Here is an 18,137-nt window from a genome sequence, read left to right as displayed (position 1 = left end):
GTCAGGAGCCCCCTTCGTTCCAATGAAGTTTCTTGCGCAGCGTGTCGAAATAGCTCCAGCCCCTCGGATGCAAAAAGCGCACCCGGAAGTCGGAGCGGCGCACCACCACGCGATCGCCGATCGCGAGCGAAGCCAGTGACTGCATGTCGAAATTGGCGCTGGCGTCGCGCCCGCCGACCAGCTCGATCACGATCTCGTCGGCGTCGGGCAGCAGCACCGGGCGGTTCGAGAGCGTGTGCGGCGCGATCGGCACCAGCACCCATCCGGGCACCGCCGGATGAAGCAAAGGCCCGCCGGCCGACAGCGCATAGGCGGTCGATCCGGTGGGCGTGGCGATGATCAAGCCGTCGGCGCGCTGGTTGGCCACGAAATGACGGCCCACCGAGACGCGCAGCTCGACCATGCCGGAGGTGGCGCCGCGGTTGACCACCACGTCGTTCATGGCGAGCGCATCGAACACCGAGACGCCGTCGCGCATGACCTGCGCATGCATCAGGCTGCGGTGGTCTTCCTCGTATTCGCCGGCCAGCATCGGCACGAGCGTGGCCTGGAAGTTGTCGAGCGGAATGTCGGTGATGAAGCCGAGCCGTCCGCGGTTGATGCCGATCAGCGGGATGCCGTAGCTGGCGAGCTGCCGACCGATGCCGAGCATGGTGCCGTCGCCGCCGACCACCAGGCCGAGGTCGCAGCGCTGGCCGATTTCTTCGACCGACAGGGCTTCGTAGCGCGCGTGGGCGGGGGCATCGGTGTCTTCCTCCTCGCAGGTCGAGCGCTCGACGAAGACCTTGCAGCCCTGCGATTCAAGGAAAGTGCCGATGGTCTCCATGACGCCGTCGCGCGCATCGGCCTGCGCTCGGGCGCCGGAAGCCTGGTATTTGCCGATCAGGGCGACGTGACGGAAGCGAGAGGTCATATCTCACAAATTACAACACTAAAATCTTGCAATGCTGGACGACCGTGCCAAGTTGCTGCTCAAGACGCTCGTCGAGCGCTACATCGCCGACGGGCAGCCCGTCGGGTCACGCACGCTGTCGCGCTCCTCCGGGCTGGATCTGTCGCCGGCGACCATTCGCAACGTCATGTCCGACCTCGAGGCGCTGGGGCTGATTGCCAGCCCGCACACCTCGGCCGGCCGCATCCCGACCCATCGCGGCTACCGCTTGTTCGTCGACACCATGCTGACCGCGCAACGCGAGCAGATGAGCACGCCGAGCCTGGCTCCCGACCAGCCGCAGAAGGTGATCGCCAACGCGGCGAACATCCTGTCGAACCTCTCGCAGTTCGTCGGCGTGGTGATGGCGCCGCGCCGCGCTTCGGTGTTCAAGCAGATCGAGTTCCTGCGGTTGTCCGAGAACCGGCTGTTGGTGATCATCGTCTCGCCCGATGGCGACGTGCAGAACCGGGTGATCTTTCCGGAGGCCGACTATTCGCAGTCGCAACTGGTCGAGGCCTCCAACTACATCAACGCGCACTATGCGGGTCTCACGATCGAGCAGGTACGCGATCGCCTGCAGTCTGAGGTCGAGAAGCTGCGCGGCGAAATTGCCGCGCTCATGCAGGCGGCGGTGCAGGTGAGTTCGGAAGTGCTGACCGAGTCGCAGGAAGACGACGTCGTGATCTCCGGTGAACGCAACCTGCTCGCGGTGACAGACTTTTCCAGCGACATGGGCCAGCTGCGCCGCGCCTTCGAACTCTTCGAGCAGAAGGCGCAGTTGATGCGCTTGCTCGACGTGTCGAGCAAGGCCGAGGGCGTGCGCATCTTCATCGGCGGCGAAAGCCAGGTGGTGCCGTTCGAGGAGCTCTCCATCGTCAGCGCCAACTATGAAGTCGACGGGCAGGTGGTGGGCACGCTGGGTGTGATCGGGCCGACGCGCATGCCGTACGAGCGCATGATCCAGATCGTCGACATCACGTCGCGGCTGGTCAGCAATGCGTTGAGCCACCGCAAGTAGGCTGCGGCGGCGAATAGAATCGTGACCCAGTGGGCCGTTAGCTCAGTTGGTTAGAGCAGCGGACTCATAATCCGTTGGTCGATGGTTCAAGCCCATCACGGCCTACCAAGCATCATAAGGAAAGCCTGCTATCGATAAGATAGCAGGCTTTTTGCTTCGGTGTAGTTTGCGTGTAATCGTGTCACTCGCGCACAAGCTTCCCTACAGGGCTAATGAGCTTTGCGTCGCGCTCACGCTGCTCCTGAACAATCGCTGCCAGTTGCTCGCCGGCAAGGTTGTGCAGGATATGGGGCTCGCCTTCTTTTGGTTCTTGAAGCCGTTTCAGTGGGCCTGGTGATGCGGTGATCGTCCCCATCCCCGCGCCTGTGACAGAGTAATGGCCTGACCATGGAACACGTTGCTTCATCGCAGCCTTATGGAGTTTGCTAGGTGATTCTGCCGAATCAGCGGACGGCCGAAAAGGGTGATGCGGTCAGCCGGCCTTCGAGTCGGAGTAGCGCTCCTGCAGTTTGTCCATAGCAGCCTGGATATGCAGCCCGTTCTGATGGGCATAGCGTTCAACCATCTGGAGCGTCTTGTGCCCGCTGATGCGCTTGACGGTGGGCAGATCCACGCCCGATTGAACCAGGTGGCTCACGGCCGTATGGCGCAGCGTGTGTCGCACAACTTGGGTAGGGTCCAAACCCGCGGCGATGGCGGCCTTGCGATATGGTTTCTCGATGGCAATGGTGTGCCCGGTCTTGGATCGATCAGAAGGGAAGAGCCATATGTCCGTCGACTTGACGGACTCGTTCATGTACCTCCCCAAGAACGTCGCCAGCCGTTCGGTCATGGGCTGCTCACGAGCGCCGGCCTTGGCTTTCGGCACGTAGATCACGCGGCGCTCGACGTCGACATTCGAGCACTCGATAGACAGCACTTCGCTCTTGCGCATACTGGTCTCGAGGGCGACCAAAACGAAGGCATACAGCTGCGCGTTGTCTGAATCAGCGCAGGCCGCAAGAAAGCGCTGAGCCTGATCTGTGGTCAGGTAGACGATTCGGCCATCCCCTTCCTTCATCCGCCGCATCTTGGGCTTTGCGGTGGTGATCCACTCCCATTCGATCGCCTGGCTGAACAGGTGCGACAAGGTGGCGAGTTCGCGGTTCACTGTTCCTGGGGCGGTCTTCTTGCCCTCAGTGCGCGGGGCTCGCACGGCGCCCCGTCGTGCGCCGCCGGCTTGTGACACCTCGCCCAGACGATGCTTCTTATAGCGATCCACATCGAACGAACTCACCTTCGAAAAGGGCGTCGATCCAAAGAACGGGACCAAGTGATGGTCAAGGTGCTGTTGCTTGGCGCCGAGGTTTTTTCCTCCCGACTCCTTCAACTTCAAGAGGTACTTGGTGGCGGCATCCTTGAAGGAGAGAGCGATCTTTCGGCCGCGCGGAAGCGCGAGGCGATCATGGCGAGCATCAGTTCGAGCCTTCTCGATGAACTCTTCGGCTTGAGTGCGCGTCGTGCCGTCGGATTCGCGGCCGATGACTCTATGGATCCGCACTCCGTCGACCATGATGTTCACAACATAGAGGCCATCGCCGTCCGCCAGGCGTTGGAACTCGATCCCCCGTTCCATCACCTTTTCGCCGGCCTTGAGCTTGCGCAACTCACGGCGATCCAGTTTGACGAAAGACTTGGCCACGGCGCCTCTACTTGGGTGGCATTGGGAACCGAAGCGCCGGCGTCACCTTGGCAGCCGGTTCAGGCGATTTGGGATTTTTAAGCTCCTCTTTCATCGCCTGCAGCTTCTTGATGTCGGATTGCAATGCGTTGATCCGTTTGTCGATTCGTTCCGCCGTGAGCGGGCCGGTTCCGTTCAAGTTTTCCTTTATCGCAAGCACTTCCGCCAGGATTTGGTCCATCGGAAGGTCCTCCTCTGCGGCCTCTTTTAGGTAGTCCCAGTACGGGCGCAGCGCGTCGGCTTCATGCTCGGCGCGTTCTCTCTCATCTTTCCCAGGGGTCCGGAGATGTGCGCCTAGGATTTGGCTTGCTTCCCGGGCTGCACGTACCAATCGCTGTTCGACGATGCCGAGGAGGTGCGGGTACAGCCCGCATCAACGGCGAGGTGGTTCCCTTCGATCCCGCACGCGACATGCTGCAGCTGATCGCCCGAACCTGGTTGCGACCACCACTACCAAGGCCGGTGGAAAAACAGATCGCTCCGCGGAGCAGGAAGCCAAAGCCCAACTGGCCTCTGACCTTGACGCGATCAAGAACGCGCAAGAGGCCTTCGCTTACGCCTATTCGAACAACGAGAAGATCTTGGCGGCGATGCGATCAGCCGGCCTGGTCGAAGAGGGCGACTACTACGAGCAGAAGAAAGCGCTGCTGGACTCCAACACCGCTTCGCAGGTCGCTGCCCAAGAGCAGACGATTGCACGGCTTCCGGCGATCGTCGCAGCAATGATGGTCGGGTTGTCGATCAGATAGCGCCCGGCCGTCTCTGCTGTTTTCAGCCATTCAATTGGCATCTCTCTCTCCTCGGTTGTGCCGGCATCGTAAGGTGAAATGCCGGGAGCCTGGTGCCCGGAACGGGGGGCGAACCCGTATGTCCCGCAGCGAAGATGTGCCGGTTCGATTCCGGCCCCGGGAAACCTCAGATCGCGCGCAGTGCAGGCTTGGAATCGGCCACGAAATTGATGACCACGGGGCGGTATTTCAGGAGGAGGGCGGCATGTTCTTCAGCGATGTATCGCACCAGGGCGTCCATGCTGTCGATGGTGTAGACATAGTCCTGACTCTCATAGGGCAGCACGGACGTGCAGGCGTAGTGCCAGCCGCGTCGACGGCCAGGCTCCCGCCAACAGGCGTAGGCCCATTCCTGAGGAGATTCAACGCTCAACCAATGGGGCCACTTTTCAGGCTTGGGGCCCCTCCGACTTTCGAACCGTGAGAAGAGCGACGCCGAAATTAATACGGCCGCCACCTTGTCTGCATCGTCCTTGACCGCCCAGAGGTGCTCTAGCGTTTCGATCTCCCCACGTCGCATCTTCTGCTGAGGATGGACCGGACCGATGGTCCCAGGATGGCGTTCGAAGTGCTGATGAATATTCGCGCGGAGGCTGTCGAAATCCTTGTTCGGCCACCATGAGAGCGCCGGTTCGCGTTGTCCCGAGCTTGCGGGATCACGGGCGGTCACGTCGCGGAAGATAGGATGGGTGTCGACTCCGAAGTCATCCAGTCGTTCACGCCAGTCGTCCAAGAAGCGGTCCCATGACCACCCCTTCGTGAAGTCGCCTGCTTCACGCAGGTGTTTCTCGCGCAACGATTCGGGTTTGGACGTTCGCATGATTGGCGTCAACGTAAAGGATCGGCCGATCCTAGCTGACCTTACATTCGATCTGGTCCGACACCTTGCGTGAGCGAATCGTTGGTTAGTTGCGCTCCCGAACTTTGATGAAGGCATGCCGTGTCACAGCGGGATCTCAATCGCGGAGAGTTTCCAAGCAAAAATGCCATCGCGACGAAGGATGAAGCGACCGGGCGTGCCATCCCTCGATCGAATCTGCACCGTTGAGTAGTTCACATAATCGATCGCAAAGTTGGGCGAGCCCTTAGGAGTCGAAGTGGGCTCGGACGCTGCGGCACTGGGGGCTCCCGCCTTGCCTTGCTCCATCATCAACATGACGCCGGCAGGTGACACCAGCGTATCGACCATCTGGTTGATCATTCCCATGCCGATCATCTGGCCGATGCCCGCGAAGGGGTTGTCTTTCATTCCGTCCGACTTCATGACTTGTCCCATCTTCACCAGAAGCTGAGCCTTGACGCTCTCCTTCAGTGACGGGAAGTCGACGTGATCCGAGAAGGCAGCCGCATCCTTTGCATCGATTGCTGCCTTCATTCGATAGACAGTCCAATGAGGGCCGAAGTACAGCGTCGCGGCAATGACAGCGACTGCCAAAGCAATCGCATACGGCAAGAAGTTGGCCTTCGGCGCAGGACGAGTCGACCTGCCTCCTGCCCCTCGTCGACCGGCGGCTGCCGCAGCGAGGGGATCAGGTGCCGACTGGGCTGGGAGATTTGAGGGCGCTTTTCTTGCGGAGTCATATGCAAAGGCTTCCTCTGCCGTGGCAAAAGTGATGCTCCCGACCACGTAAGTTCCGTCTTCAAGTTTTTCTACCGCCATTGCCGATCCCCAAGTTGTTTGTGGAGGAATCGTAGCTCTAAGGGTTTACGGCTACGAATAATGCTTGCGAAGAAAGAGTAAACGGCTACACTTATTCCCATGGCGACTAGCAAGACACCTCCTACAAAGCGTCCTGGCCGTCCGGCGCTTGCGCAAGACGATCAAACCGTGCCGATCACGCTAAGGCTCACGGCCACGCAGCGTGGCAAGCTGGCGAAGCTGGGTGGCCCCCCATGGGTGCGCGATCGCATCGACAAGGCGAAGGTGCCGAAGGAATGAGCGCCGCGCCTCAGGGCCAGTACTGCGATCTGCAGTACAGATCTGAGGCACTAAAGGCGACGGCCACGGAGGTACGAACTCCGCAGCCGTCTAGACCGCAACGTGCAACCCGCGAAAGGAAACGCACATCATGGCTACCTTCAATCATATCGATTCGACACCTGGCGTGATGCACGTCGGCAAACCCGGCGAGCCCATCCCTGACGGTTTTGAGCAGGTGCGGCAGTTGCGCTTGAAACGTTCCCTGTTCTACCCCGGAACCTATCGGGCGCTGATGCCCGAACTGTTGGCCGTCCGGCTCGTCAACTGCAAAGTCGGAGACCACGGACCCCTGGTCATTGTGGAGTTCAGCGACGGTCGCGCCCGGCCCATGTACGTACTGGATCTCGAGGACATCTCCGATCGCTTGTTCGACAGTTTGCCGAATGCCGACCGTGATCGCATCGTCGATCACTTCTTCTCAGTACCACCTGCTGAGTTGGCACAGGGCTTTCGACTGGATGACGGAGTGGTGTTTACTCTGGAGCGGCACTGCTGCGATGTCCGTCTGTGGTCTTCCCGTGTGAAGAGGGGCGGCAGTATGACCATCCAGCCTTCGTTTCACATCACCCGAAACAGCGACCTGATCGTCTCTCGCATGCGATCGCGCCGCACGGCGGAGCGCCAATTTGCGATCGAGATTGGTGAACTGCAATGACCAATCACAACACTGTGCGTGATCTGGTCGAGATGGTTTCCGTACCCACGGCCGGCGTGCAACTGGTTCAAGTGGAGACGTCGACTGTTCGCGGCGAGATCGAGGCCGGCGACTTGTTGCGCATCGACTTCGATCAGCACCAGGTGTCGAAGGACGGCTTCTACGTGCTGCAGCTCGGCAATTGGACGGGCGTGCGCCGCTTCGCCGACACCTTGGAGGGGCCGATGGTGCTGGACATCGACGAATGGCGTCCGCTGCCTGGTGGTGTCCAGATCATGGGCTACGTGGACAAGGTCTACACGGCCCGCAATACCATCAGCGGCGCGGAGGTGGCCCGTGGCTAAAGCACCGCACTCCGCCACCGCTAGGCAAGCAAGTCCAGCTGACCTGGGGCAGGCCTTCAACCGTACAGGCTCAACCGTCGCCATGGATATGGTTGCACCGTTCTGCGTGTACGTGAACGGCCGGTGCGTAGCTGAGTACGACGATGAAAGTGCGGCGGATGAACATTTCCTCCGCCTTCGCATGCAGATGCGCTTGGTTCACTGAGCTGCGGCATTGCTGGGCGGCAAAGGCCGGCAGTCGTGTAGTTCCTGTGTAATCGTGCCTGGAAAAGAGCTCAGAAATCGAGAAGGGTCGGGAACCTGCCGCAGGCGTCACTTCGCTTGCAGTTGGCGTGGAGATTGGGATTGAGAACTCCCGGGCATCCGAGGGATGGGCCGAGCCGTATACTCATAATCCGTTGGTCGATGGTTCAAGCCCATCACGGCCTACCAACGCTGCATTTTCAACTTTCGATCGTGCAAGTCCAGAAGGTCAAAAAACGCATGCTATAATTGCAAGCTGTGCGGCTGTAGCTCAGTTGGATAGAGTACTTGGCTACGAACCAAGGGGTCGTGGGTTCAATTCCTGCCAGCCGCACCACTCTCTTGATGGCCTAGAAGGTTTACCTTCTAGGCCATTTTCTTTTGGGTGTCGTGAATCGGAAGCCAGCGCTCAAGCGGCGGCGACTGCTGCCCTGGCGCCTGGGCGCTAAAGTCCGTTCAAGTCAACGAAGCAGGGCGACCATGAACATTCGAACAGCGCGACGCGCGTTCCAACTGCTGTTGCTGCTCTCTGCGGCGGGATCGGCATTCGCTGGAACCATTGCCTGTGTGCCGAGCCCAGGCGGCGCCGCCGGCTCATTCAACTGGATCCGCAGGATCTCGATCGACGAGCACTCGCGCACCGTCAACGTGGACATCGTGCGCTCGAGAACGAAGGACACGGAAACCATGGGCAAGATGCGCGCCGAGCTGGTGAGCATGGACGGCACATCCTCCGGTGAGCCTGTCTATCTCTTCAACGCCATTCCCGCTGCCGGAGACGAGGTCACGAGCCTCTTCAGGCTGTTCAAGGCCGGAGAGTGGCAACTGGCCAGAGTAGGGGTCGTCTTCGTCAACAAGGTGCCCGCCTTGCGCGGTGTCGAGGCGAACATGACCTTCGACTGCAAGCGCTCGGACCTGGGCTGATGCGATACGTGCCACCCGCATTTCCTATTCAAGAGGTTCTTCGTTGAACAAGGCATTCACCAAGGAAACCGACAACGACGCGGATGACGACACCGCCGACGGCGCTGCGCCTGCGCTGCCGACCGGCAGCAAGAACTACATCACGCCATCGGGCTACGCACGGTTGCGCGACGAATTGCTCCAGCTGATGGACGAGGAGCGTCCGAAGGTCGTCGAGGCGGTGCACTGGGCCGCCAAGAATGGCGACCGCTCGGAAAATGGCGACTATCTCTACGGCAAGAAGCGTTTGCGCGAAATCGATCGGCGCATTCGCTTTCTCACCAAGCGTCTCGAGATCGCGGAAATCACAGATCCGTCGGTGCACCACGGCAGCGATCAGATCTTCTTCGGTGCCACGGTTCGCTATGTCGACGAGACGAGCGGCGACGAGCGCATCATCACGATTCTCGGCATCGACGAAGCGGACAGCGCCCAGTCGCAGGTCAGCTGGATCTCCCCGATCGCACGGGCCCTGCTCAAGTCACGCGAAGGCGATGTGGTGAAGCTCGTGACGCCGGGCGGGGCGCACGAGGTGGAAATCCTGTCGGTGAGCTATCCGGCGCCGCGTCCGGTGGCAGACTGACGCGCCGCGCGGCCTGTTCTTCTTCAGGGCGCCGGAACTGTTCGCGCTGCGGTCAGCACCGACGCAGTTCGTCGAGCGGCACGCAGCACGGCGTCGAGATGCGCGCGGTCGCGCACCGCGATCACGAAACGAAGGTCGGTCGAATCCTGCGGGGTCTCGTCGGCCATTTCCACGTGCGTGATGTCGGCTTCCGCGTCCGCCAGCGTGGCGGCTACGCGCGCCAGCACGCCCTTGTCATTGCGCACAGTGATCACGACGCCGGTCTCGAAGGCGCGTGTGGGCTCGTCCGCCCATTCGACCGCGAAGAAGCGTTCGCTGTCCTTGTGGCGCAGCCGCTGGCCGACGCCGCAGTCCTCGGTGTGCACCACCAGGCCTTCGCCATGCCCGAGATACCCAACGATCTGGTCGCCCGGAATGGGGCGGCAGCACAGCGCAAAGCGCACCGACGAGTTCTCGCTCCCATCAAGCGTGACCGCGCCCTGCGATACGGCTTCGTGCGGGATGAAGCGTTCACGGCTCAGCAGCAGTGCATCGGGGCGCTCACCCAGCTCGGCGAGCAGCGCCATGAGCCGTTTGGCGACGATGCTCGCGATGCGCTTGCCCAGGCCGATGTCGGTCAGCAATTCGGAGCGGGTGCGGTTGCCTGTGAAGCGCAACAGCTTTTCCCACAGGGCCTGGTGCTCGTCGTCGTCTTCGGGCAGCTTGCCGAGGCCTTCGGCGCGCAGCGCCTGGGCGAGCAGCTTTTCGCCAAGGCCTTCGGATTCGGCATGCGCCAGCGTCTTGAGGTAGTGGCGGATCTTGGAGCGCGCCCGGCCGGTTCGAACGAAGCCGAGCCAGGCAGGGTTGGGCGTCGACACCGGCGCCGTGATCACCTCGACCACGTCGCCGTTCTTGAGCTCGGTGCGCAGCGGCACCTGGTCGCCGTTGATGCGCGCGGCCGAGGTGTGGTCGCCGATGTTGCTGTGGATGGCGTAGGCGAAGTCGACCACCGTTGCGCCGCGCGGCAACGCCATGATCTGGCTCTTGGGCGTGAAGACGTAAACCGCGTCGGGGAACAGGTCGACCTTGACGTGGTCCCAGAACTCCGCGGCATCGCGCGTCTCGTCCTGGATGTCGAGCAGCGACTGCAGCCACTTGGTGCCCAGTCGATCATTGCTTGCCCCGTTCGGCTCGGCCGCCTTGTAGAGCCAGTGCGCCGCCACGCCGGATTCGGCAACAACGTGCATCGCCTCGGTACGCAACTGGAACTCGACGCTCACGCCAGCCGGCCCCACCAGTGTGGTGTGCAGCGACTGGTAGCCGTTGAGCTTGGCGATCGCGATGTGGTCCTTGAACTTGCCGGGCAGCGGCTTGTACATCTGGTGAAGGATGCCAAGGCCGGTGTAGCAGGCGATGACGTTCGGCACGATCAGGCGGAAGCCGTAGATGTCGGTCACCTGGGCGAAGCTCAGGTGTTTTTCTTCCATCTTGCGGTAGATGGAATAGAGCGTTTTCTCGCGGCCCGCGATCCGCAGCGTCATGCCGGCGGCCGAGAAGGCGGTCTCGACTTCTTTCTGCACTTTCTGGATCAGGTCGCGACGTCGCCCGCGTGCCTTGGCCACTGCCTTGGACAGCGTGGCATAGCGCCAGGGCTTGAGGTGCCGGAACGACAGTTCCTGCAGCTCGCGGTAGGTCTGGTTCAGGCCAAGGCGGTGCGCGATGGGCGCGTAGATCTCGAGCGTCTCGCGCGAGATTCGGGCCCATTTTTCGCGCGGCGCATCGGCCAGCGTGCGCATGTTGTGCGTTCGGTCGGCCAGCTTGACGAGGATGACGCGCACATCGCGCGCCATGGCCAGCAGCATCTTGCGAAACGACTCGGCCTGGTTTTCTTCGCGGGTGTTGAACTGCAGCTTGTCGAGCTTGGTGAGTCCGTCGACCAGTTCGGCGACCGGGGCGCCGAAGCGCTCGATCAGCTCGGGCTTGGTGACGCCGCAGTCTTCGATGGCGTCGTGCAGCAGCGCCGCCATCAGCGCCTGGGCATCGAGCTTCCATTCGGCGCATTGCGCCGCCACGGCGATGGGGTGGGTGATGTACGGCTCGCCGCTGTTGCGCAGCTGGCCCAGGTGGGCCTCATCGGCAAAACGGTAGGCGCGGCGTACCAGCTCGGTGTCTTCGGAGCCCAGGTAGTCGAGGCGCGCCGTCAATGCAGCGAAGCTTGCGGCAGCCGCATTCAGTGCCGCCGGGCTCGGCTTCGGCACGCCCGTAGGGGCTTGGGACTGATGTTTGGCAACCGCGCTCATGGCTACCACTTTAGCGTGACCGTTCCATGGACGCGTCCAGACATAAAAAAAGCACCGCTTTGCGGTGCCTTTTCGTTGCAGGGCTGCGTCAGATCAACCCGGCACCTTCTTGAGCATTTCGATGCCGATCTTGCCTTCGGCGATTTCGCGCAGGGCCGTGACAGCGGGCTTGTTCTTGCTCTCGATCTTGGGCGCGTGGCCCTGGCTCAGCATGCGCGCACGGTACGTGGCGGCCAGCACGAGCTGGAAGCGGTTGGGGATCTGAAGCAGACAGTCTTCGACGGTGATGCGGGCCATGATGAGTATCTTTCGGTCGGTGAGCAGGAGATCAGGGGATGTTCAGTGCGGCAAAGGTGTCGGCACGTGCACGGCGCTGTGCGGAATACCGAAGCCGCTGAGCGTGGACAATCGCCTTGAGATCAAAAAGCGCCCGCTCAAATAACTCGTTGATTATAACGAAGTCGAATTCCCCGGCCCGGGCCATCTCTTCGGCGGCGTTTTTCAGACGCAATTCGATCACCGAGGCGCTGTCTTCGCCGCGCCGCTCGAGCCGGGAGCGCAGTTCCTCCCAGCTGGGGGGCAGGATGAAGATCATCACCGCGTTGGCGAAGGTCTTGCGGATCTGGAGTGCGCCCTGGAAGTCGATCTCGAGGATCACGTCGGCACCTTGAGCGATCCGCTCCTCGATGGCTTTCTTGGAGGTGCCGTAGCGGTGGCCGTGCACATGGGCCCATTCCACGAAGCCGTCGGCCGCAATCAGCGCGTCGAATTCGGGGGGCGAGGCAAAAAAGTACTCGCGGCCGTGCTTTTCCTGCCCGCGCGGTGGCCGCGTGGTGTGTGACACCGACGGCTGAACCGCCGAGTCGAGTTCCATGAGCGCCTTGACCAGGCTCGATTTGCCGGCCCCGCTGGGCGCGGCGACCACGAAGATGTTGCCGGGGTAGTCCATTCTTTCACTCGTCGTCGTCATTCGATGTTCTGGACCTGTTCGCGCATCTGCTCGATCAGGACCTTCATGTCCACGCCAATGCGCGTGAGTTCCAGGGCTGCCGACTTGGAACCCAGGGTGTTGGCCTCGCGATGCAGTTCCTGGATCAGGAAGTCCAAGCGCTTGCCGATCTCGCCGCCCTTCTTGAGGAGGCGCTCGATCTCGTCGAGGTGCGAGTTCAGCCGGGTGAGCTCTTCCGCCACGTCGATGCGGATCGCAAAGGCGGTGGCTTCGGTCAGCGCGCGGTCCTGGGCGGCTTCGGGCAGCGTGCCGCCCGTGCCTGCGGTCAGGCCCATGGCTTCCTGCCAGCGCTCCAGGAAGCGGTTGCGCTGCTGCTCGACCAATTGCGGCACCAGCGGACCGGCCTGCTGCACCAGGGTGCGCAGTTGGGCCAGGTGCGCCTCAAGCATCTTGGCGAGCCGGGCGCCTTCGCGCTGGCGAGCCGACATCAGCGCCTCGAGCGCCTTGCCGGCCACCTCAAGCAGGTCGGGCCCCCAGTCGCCGCGGGTGGCACCGTCGCCGCCGGCGAGGCGAATCACGTCGGCCACGCTCAGTTCGCGCGCTCCGGGCAGCCAGGCCTTGATGCCGTCCTGAACCCCGTTGAGCCGCTGGAGCAGCTTGACGGAAGGCTCGACGACGCCCGCCTGGGCGGTGTTCTCGATGGCCGCGCGCACCTCGACCTTGCCGCGCTTGAGCTTGCCCGTGAGCAACTCGCGCAGCGCCGTCTCATGCTGGCGCAGTTCCTCCGGCAACTTGAAGGTGAGGTCGAGAAAGCGGCTGTTGACCGAGCGGATTTCTACCCCGAGCCGACCTGCGGCGGAAGGCCGTGCCTCGGCTTCGGAGTGGCTGCCTGCGGACCCGTTCTGGCCGCTGGCGTAGCCGGTCATGCTGTAAACTGGCATTGCGCCTCACTGTGGTTTTGCTTGCATGCACCGAGGCGTCGGTACAGCGTTCGCTTGCCGCACCATCGCCTTCGGGCGAAACTCCCGGATTATGTCAAAGGTCAAGCCTTCGCCCCTGTTGCCCGATACGGTCATTGGCGGTTACCGCGTTGTTCGCCGGCTTTCGGCGGGTGGTTTTGGCGTTGTCTATCTCGCCATCGACCCCAGCGGACAGCAGGTGGCCATCAAGGAATACCTGCCTTCCTCGCTGGCCACCCGTGGGCCCGGCGAGCTGCATCCGCAGGTGCCGCCCGAAAAACTGTCCCTTTACCGGCTGGGGCTCAAGAGCTTCTTCGAGGAAGGCCGCTCCCTCGCGCAGATCTCGCACGCCTCGGTGGTCAGCGTGCTCAATTTCTTCCGCGAGAACGAGACCGTCTACATGGTCATGAACTACCTGGAGGGCGCGACCCTGCAGGACTTCGTGGTCACCGCGCGCGACCTCAAGCGCCAGAAGGTCTTCCGCGAGTCGACCATCCGATCGCTCTTCGACGAGATCCTGCGCGGCCTGCGCATCGTGCACCAGTACAAGATGCTGCACCTGGACATCAAGCCGGCCAACATCTTCGTCACCGACGACGACCGCGCCGTGCTGATCGACTTCGGCGCCGCGCGCGAAGTGCTGAGCAAAGAGGGCATCTTCATCCGCCCCATGTACACCCCGGGCTTCGCCGCCCCCGAGATGTACCGCCGCGATTCGTCGATGGGCCCCTGGACCGACATCTACGCCATCGGCGCCTGCATCTACGCCTGCATGCAGGGCTACCCGCCCAACGACGCGCCCAAGCGCATCGAGAAAGACCGCCTGAGCCTGTCGCTCTCGCGCCTTCGCGGCGTGTACTCCGACAACCTGATCGAGGTGGTCGAGTGGTGCATGTCGCTCGATCCGCTCTCGCGCCCCCAGTCGGTCTTCGCGTTGCAGAAGGAACTGAGCCGCGAAGGCGAGCGCCGCTACACCAAGCTCACTGTCGGCGAGAAGGTGCGGCTGTCGATCGACAACATCCGCTCCTTCGACAAGAAGAGTCTGCCCCGGGCTGCTGCCCCCACCACGCGCCCCGCATGACGACATGAAATTCTCTGTCTTCCAGGTCAGCCGCAAAGGCGGACGTCTCAAGAACGAAGACCGCATGGGCTATTGCTACACGCGGGAGTCGGGCCTGTTCGTGCTGGCTGACGGCATGGGTGGTCACCCCGAAGGCGAAGTGGCGGCCCAGCTGGCCCTGCAGACCATCGCCGCGCTCTACCAGCGCGAGGCACGCCCGACCGTGAAGGACGTGAAAGGCTTCCTGGCCGAATCGGCCATGGCTGCGCACCAGCAGATCATGCGGTACGCAAGCCACAAGGCGATGCTCGATACGCCGCGTACCACCGTCGTCGCGGCGCTGCTGCAGGGCACGACCGCTACCTGGATGCACTGCGGCGATTCGCGCCTGTACGTCGTGCGCGACGGTCGCCTGCTGACCCGCACGCGCGACCATTCGCACGCCGAGCGCCCGAAGCCCCATGGCTCGGACATGCCGGTCAACCGCAACCTGCTGCTGACCTGCCTCGGCTCGCCGACCACGCCGCTGTTCGACATCTCGCCCCCGCTGCAACTGCAGCGCGGCGACCGCATCATGCTGTGCTCCGACGGCGTGTGGGGCGTGCTCGACGATGCGCTCATCGTCCACACGCTCTCCTCCGGCAAGCCCGTGTCCGATGCGGCCCCCGACCTCGCCGAGATGGCGCTGCGCAAGGGCGGCGCTCACAGCGACAACGTGACGCTCATCGCGCTCGAGTGGGAGATGTCCGAAACGCCCGGTGAAGACCGCGGCATTTCCACCGAAACCATCGACGACGGCGTGTTCGCCTCGACCATCCAGGCCGGCATGCCGTCGGACGGCGAGATCGAGGACATGGATGAAGACGCCATCGAGCGCTCCATCGCCGAGATCAACGAAGCCATCCGCCGCTCCGCTGCACGCAAGACCTGAGCGCGCGGTTCCCTTTTTTCTTTTTCGAGTTTCAACAATGACTGCTTTCACCCGAAGCGGCGGCCGTGCCGCCGACCAGCTGCGCCCCGTGCGCATGACCCGCGGCTTCACCATCCACGCCGAGGGCTCGGTGCTCATCGAGTTCGGTCAGACCCGCGTGCTCTGCACCGCCTCGGTCGAAGAGCGTGTGCCGCCGCACAAGAAGGGCAGCGGCGAAGGCTGGGTCACGGCCGAATACGGCATGCTGCCGCGCGCCACCCACACCCGCAGCAGCCGAGAGGCCGCCAAGGGCAAGCAGACCGGCCGTACGCAGGAAATCCAGCGGCTCATCGGCCGCTCGATGCGCGCGGTGTTCGACCTGGCCGCGCTCGGCGAGCGCACCATCCACCTCGACTGCGACGTGCTGCAGGCCGATGGCGGCACCCGCACCGCGGCCATCACCGGCGCCTTCGTTGCCGCGCAGGATGCGGTCAACAAGCTGATCGCTGCGGGCACTCTGGCCGCATCGCCGATCAAGGGCCATGTGGCAGCCATCTCGGTGGGCATCGTCGGCGGCACGCCACTGCTGGACCTCGAATTCACCGAAGACTCGAGCTGCGACACCGACATGAACGTCGTAATGACCGGTGCCGGCCACTTCGTTGAAGTGCAGGGTACGGCCGAAGGCGTGGCCTTCACGCGCGAAGAAATGAACCTGCTGCTCGCCTTGGCCGAGAAGGGCATCGGCGAGCTCGTGACGCTGCAGAAGCAGGCACTGCTGTCGAACTGAAATCCTCCCAGCTACTGACGTCCGCCAGCCGGGCGTCACAGCCACTTTGATCGATCCATGAAACTGGTCCTGGCCTCCAACAACCAAGGCAAGCTCGCCGAACTCCAGCAACTGTTCGCGGCGTTGTCCGTCACCCTGGTGCCGCAGTCGGCGCTGGGCGTGGGCGAGGCTGAAGAACCCTTCCGCACCTTCGTCGAAAACGCGCTCACCAAGGCACGCCACGCCAGCGCCGCCACCGGCCTGCCGGCCATCGCCGACGACGCGGGCTTGTGCGTCGATGCCTTCGGCGGCCTGCCGGGCGTTGACACCGCGTACTACGCCACGCAGTTCGGCTACGCCAAGGGCGATGCGAACAACGTGAAGGCGCTGCTCGAGCAACTCGATGGCGTCGTCAACCGCCGCGCCGCGCTCGTCAGCACGCTGGTCGCGCTGCGCAGTCACGACGACCCCGAGCCGCTCATCGCCGTCGGCCGCGTGGTCGGCGAGATCGCACTGGCGCCCATCGGCGACAACGGCTTTGGCTTCGACCCGGTGATGTACCTGCCCGCCTTCGGCAAGACCTTTGCGCAGCTCACCCCCGAGGTCAAGAACGCCAACAGCCACCGCGGCCGCGCGGCGCAGGCGATGCTTGCGCTGATGCGTGAGCGCTGGTTCTAGGCCGCAGATGGCCACGGTCTTCCCGATCCAGCCGGCGCAGCCCACGGGCGCGCCACAGGCCAACGACGTGCTGCACTGGATGCGGCCTGGCCCGCTGCAACTCGCGGCGCTGCCGCCGCTGTCGCTCTACATCCACTTGCCGTGGTGCCTGCGCAAGTGCCCGTACTGCGACTTCAACTCGCACGAATGGCGCGCCACGAGCGCGGCCGATGTGGAAGGCATTCCCGAGACCCAGTACATCGATGCGCTCGTGGCCGACCTGGACGCCGCGCTGCCGCTCATCTGGGGCCGCACCGTCCACACCATCTTCATCGGCGGCGGCACGCCCAGCCTGTTCTCGCCGCAGGCCATCGACCGCCTGCTCGGCGACGTGCGTGCGCGCCTGAAGCTCGCGCCCGATTGCGAGATCACGCTCGAGGCCAACCCCGGCACCTTCGAGCGCAACCGCTTCCGCGCGTATCGCTCGGCGGGCGTCACGCGCCTGTCGGTGGGCGTGCAGAGCTTCAACGACGAGCACCTGACGGCCCTGGGCCGCGTGCACGACCGCGCGCAGGCCATCGCCGCGGTGGAGGAGGCCGCGAGCGCCTTCGACACCTTCAACCTCGACCTGATGTACGCGCTGCCCGGCCAGACGCTCGAGCACCTCGAGGCTGACCTGTCGCAGGCCCTCGCGCTCGCGCCGCCGCACATCTCGGTCTATCACCTCACGATCGAGCCCAACACCTGGTTCGCCAAGTTTCCGCCGACGCTGCCCGAAGACGACATCGCCTACGCGATGCTCGACCGCATCACCGAACGGACCGGCGAGCATGGCATGTCGCGCTACGAGGTGTCGGCCTATGCGCGCGAGGGGCACCAGTGCGCGCACAACCTCAACTACTGGCAGTTCGGCGACTACCTGGGCATCGGCGCCGGCGCGCACAGCAAGCTGAGCTTTGCACACCGCATCGTGCGGCAAGTGCGCTATCGCGAGCCGCGGCTGTACATGGAGAACGCGCGCGCAGGCGCGGCCGTGTCGCAGAGCGACGAGGTGTCGCTGGCCGATCTGCCGTTCGAGTTCATGCTCAATGCGCTGCGATTGAAGGCGGGGTTCACGCTGCCGCAGTTCAGCGAACGCACGGGGCTCGCGATGACGTCGATCCAGCGCGGGCTCGAAGAGGCAGAACGCAAGGGGCTTGTGGCGCGCGATCTGTTCCGCGTGTGGCCGACCGAGCGCGGGCTGGACTTTCTGAGCGATCTGCAGACGCTGTTCTTGCCCGACGGGGATTGAGGCAGCCCCGAGTCTGCGTCCGCAACGGTGTTCG

General features: G+C 63.3%; 21 protein-coding genes and 2 tRNA genes. 13 read left to right on the top strand and 10 right to left on the bottom strand.

Features of this window, described 5'->3' with window-relative positions; translation table 11 throughout:
* Position 1 precedes the first annotated feature (1 nt).
* Complete coding sequence (locus tag ACSFA7_RS26420; RefSeq protein WP_435502086.1) at positions 2-913, bottom strand: NAD kinase; 912 nt, start codon at positions 911-913, stop codon at positions 2-4.
* A gap of 31 nt (positions 914-944) precedes the next feature.
* On the opposite strand from ACSFA7_RS26420, the gene hrcA reads away from it, so the two are divergent.
* On the top strand, positions 945-1,952 hold the full coding sequence (hrcA, locus tag ACSFA7_RS26415; RefSeq protein WP_435502085.1) for a heat-inducible transcriptional repressor HrcA: 1,008 nt from the start codon (positions 945-947) through the stop codon (positions 1,950-1,952).
* A 31-nt stretch (positions 1,953-1,983) separates the two neighbouring features.
* Positions 1,984-2,060, top strand: a tRNA-Ile gene (locus tag ACSFA7_RS26410).
* 73 nt (positions 2,061-2,133) lie between these two features.
* Here the strand turns inward: ACSFA7_RS26410 and ACSFA7_RS26405 are convergent.
* From ACSFA7_RS26405 to ACSFA7_RS26395, 3 genes are all read right to left on the bottom strand, one after another.
* The gene (locus ACSFA7_RS26405; protein WP_435502084.1) at positions 2,134-2,358 is read right to left on the bottom strand and encodes a hypothetical protein; all 225 of its coding nucleotides are present in this window, start codon (positions 2,356-2,358) and stop codon (positions 2,134-2,136) included.
* A gap of 66 nt (positions 2,359-2,424) precedes the next feature.
* Positions 2,425-3,633, bottom strand: a complete 1,209-nt coding sequence (locus ACSFA7_RS26400) for a tyrosine-type recombinase/integrase (RefSeq protein WP_435502083.1) — start codon at positions 3,631-3,633, stop codon at positions 2,425-2,427.
* Between the two features lie 7 nt (positions 3,634-3,640).
* The gene (locus ACSFA7_RS26395; RefSeq protein ID WP_435502082.1) at positions 3,641-3,853 is read right to left on the bottom strand and encodes a hypothetical protein; all 213 of its coding nucleotides are present in this window, start codon (positions 3,851-3,853) and stop codon (positions 3,641-3,643) included.
* Between the two features lie 163 nt (positions 3,854-4,016).
* On the opposite strand from ACSFA7_RS26395, the gene ACSFA7_RS26390 reads away from it, so the two are divergent.
* Positions 4,017-4,421, top strand: a complete 405-nt coding sequence (locus ACSFA7_RS26390; RefSeq protein WP_435502081.1) for a hypothetical protein — start codon at positions 4,017-4,019, stop codon at positions 4,419-4,421.
* A gap of 166 nt (positions 4,422-4,587) precedes the next feature.
* Here the strand turns inward: ACSFA7_RS26390 and ACSFA7_RS26385 are convergent, their stop codons facing one another.
* Both ACSFA7_RS26385 and ACSFA7_RS26380 read right to left on the bottom strand, forming a co-directional pair.
* Positions 4,588-5,280, bottom strand: a complete 693-nt coding sequence (locus ACSFA7_RS26385) for a hypothetical protein (RefSeq protein ID WP_435502080.1) — start codon at positions 5,278-5,280, stop codon at positions 4,588-4,590.
* A 123-nt stretch (positions 5,281-5,403) separates the two neighbouring features.
* The gene (locus tag ACSFA7_RS26380; protein WP_435502079.1) at positions 5,404-5,913 is read right to left on the bottom strand and encodes a DUF2939 domain-containing protein; all 510 of its coding nucleotides are present in this window, start codon (positions 5,911-5,913) and stop codon (positions 5,404-5,406) included.
* Positions 5,914-6,529: 616 nt separating this feature from the next.
* Between ACSFA7_RS26380 and ACSFA7_RS26375 the strand changes: the two genes are divergently transcribed.
* The 5 genes from ACSFA7_RS26375 to greB all read left to right on the top strand — a co-directional run bounded on the left by ACSFA7_RS26375 (position 6,530) and on the right by greB (position 9,229).
* A complete protein-coding gene (locus tag ACSFA7_RS26375; RefSeq protein ID WP_435502078.1) occupies positions 6,530-7,096 on the top strand; it encodes a hypothetical protein in 567 nt (188 codons plus the stop codon).
* Complete coding sequence (locus ACSFA7_RS26370) at positions 7,093-7,440, top strand: hypothetical protein (protein ID WP_435502077.1); 348 nt, start codon at positions 7,093-7,095, stop codon at positions 7,438-7,440. Before ACSFA7_RS26375 ends, ACSFA7_RS26370 begins: the two co-directional genes overlap by 4 nt.
* Before the next feature lie 503 nt (positions 7,441-7,943).
* Positions 7,944-8,020 (top strand) — tRNA-Arg (locus ACSFA7_RS26365).
* A gap of 143 nt (positions 8,021-8,163) precedes the next feature.
* Positions 8,164-8,607: a hypothetical protein gene (locus tag ACSFA7_RS26360; RefSeq protein WP_435502076.1), complete on the top strand. Its 444-nt coding sequence runs from the start codon at positions 8,164-8,166 to the stop codon at positions 8,605-8,607.
* Positions 8,608-8,650: 43 nt separating this feature from the next.
* Positions 8,651-9,229, top strand: a complete 579-nt coding sequence (greB, locus tag ACSFA7_RS26355) for a transcription elongation factor GreB (RefSeq protein ID WP_435502075.1) — start codon at positions 8,651-8,653, stop codon at positions 9,227-9,229.
* A gap of 23 nt (positions 9,230-9,252) precedes the next feature.
* Here the strand turns inward: greB and ACSFA7_RS26350 are convergent, their stop codons facing one another.
* From ACSFA7_RS26350 to ACSFA7_RS26335, 4 genes are all read right to left on the bottom strand, one after another.
* Complete coding sequence (locus ACSFA7_RS26350; protein WP_206175286.1) at positions 9,253-11,508, bottom strand: RelA/SpoT family protein; 2,256 nt, start codon at positions 11,506-11,508, stop codon at positions 9,253-9,255.
* A 93-nt stretch (positions 11,509-11,601) separates the two neighbouring features.
* The gene (gene rpoZ, locus ACSFA7_RS26345; RefSeq protein ID WP_021009011.1) at positions 11,602-11,805 is read right to left on the bottom strand and encodes a DNA-directed RNA polymerase subunit omega; all 204 of its coding nucleotides are present in this window, start codon (positions 11,803-11,805) and stop codon (positions 11,602-11,604) included.
* A 31-nt stretch (positions 11,806-11,836) separates the two neighbouring features.
* Positions 11,837-12,457: a guanylate kinase gene (gene gmk / locus ACSFA7_RS26340; protein WP_013543329.1), complete on the bottom strand. Its 621-nt coding sequence runs from the start codon at positions 12,455-12,457 to the stop codon at positions 11,837-11,839.
* Positions 12,458-12,474: 17 nt separating this feature from the next.
* Positions 12,475-13,398 carry a YicC/YloC family endoribonuclease gene (locus ACSFA7_RS26335; protein WP_435502074.1) on the bottom strand — a complete coding sequence of 308 codons (924 nt, stop codon included), beginning with the start codon at positions 13,396-13,398 and terminating at the stop codon, positions 12,475-12,477.
* 91 nt (positions 13,399-13,489) lie between these two features.
* Here ACSFA7_RS26335 and ACSFA7_RS26330 point away from each other — a divergent pair, with 91 nt between their 5' ends.
* The 5 genes from ACSFA7_RS26330 to hemW are packed head-to-tail and all read left to right on the top strand — an operon-like array spanning position 13,490 to position 18,103.
* Positions 13,490-14,497 (top strand): serine/threonine protein kinase, encoded by a 1,008-nt coding sequence (locus tag ACSFA7_RS26330; protein WP_176659267.1) that lies wholly within the window; start codon positions 13,490-13,492, stop codon positions 14,495-14,497.
* A 4-nt stretch (positions 14,498-14,501) separates the two neighbouring features.
* Entirely contained in the window at positions 14,502-15,407 is a 906-nt protein-coding gene (locus ACSFA7_RS26325) for a PP2C family protein-serine/threonine phosphatase (protein ID WP_206175284.1), read from the top strand.
* Positions 15,408-15,444: 37 nt separating this feature from the next.
* Positions 15,445-16,176 (top strand): ribonuclease PH, encoded by a 732-nt coding sequence (gene rph / locus ACSFA7_RS26320; protein WP_435502073.1) that lies wholly within the window; start codon positions 15,445-15,447, stop codon positions 16,174-16,176.
* Positions 16,177-16,233: 57 nt separating this feature from the next.
* The gene (rdgB, locus tag ACSFA7_RS26315) at positions 16,234-16,833 is read left to right on the top strand and encodes an RdgB/HAM1 family non-canonical purine NTP pyrophosphatase (protein WP_435502072.1); all 600 of its coding nucleotides are present in this window, start codon (positions 16,234-16,236) and stop codon (positions 16,831-16,833) included.
* A gap of 7 nt (positions 16,834-16,840) precedes the next feature.
* The gene (gene hemW, locus ACSFA7_RS26310) at positions 16,841-18,103 is read left to right on the top strand and encodes a radical SAM family heme chaperone HemW (protein ID WP_435502071.1); all 1,263 of its coding nucleotides are present in this window, start codon (positions 16,841-16,843) and stop codon (positions 18,101-18,103) included.
* The last annotated feature ends 34 nt before the right edge of the window (positions 18,104-18,137 follow it).

The organism is Variovorax trehalosi (genome assembly GCF_051216415.1).
Taxonomy (GTDB): Bacteria; Pseudomonadota; Gammaproteobacteria; order Burkholderiales; family Burkholderiaceae_C; genus Variovorax.
This window is presented reverse-complemented; position numbering and strand designations above follow the sequence as displayed.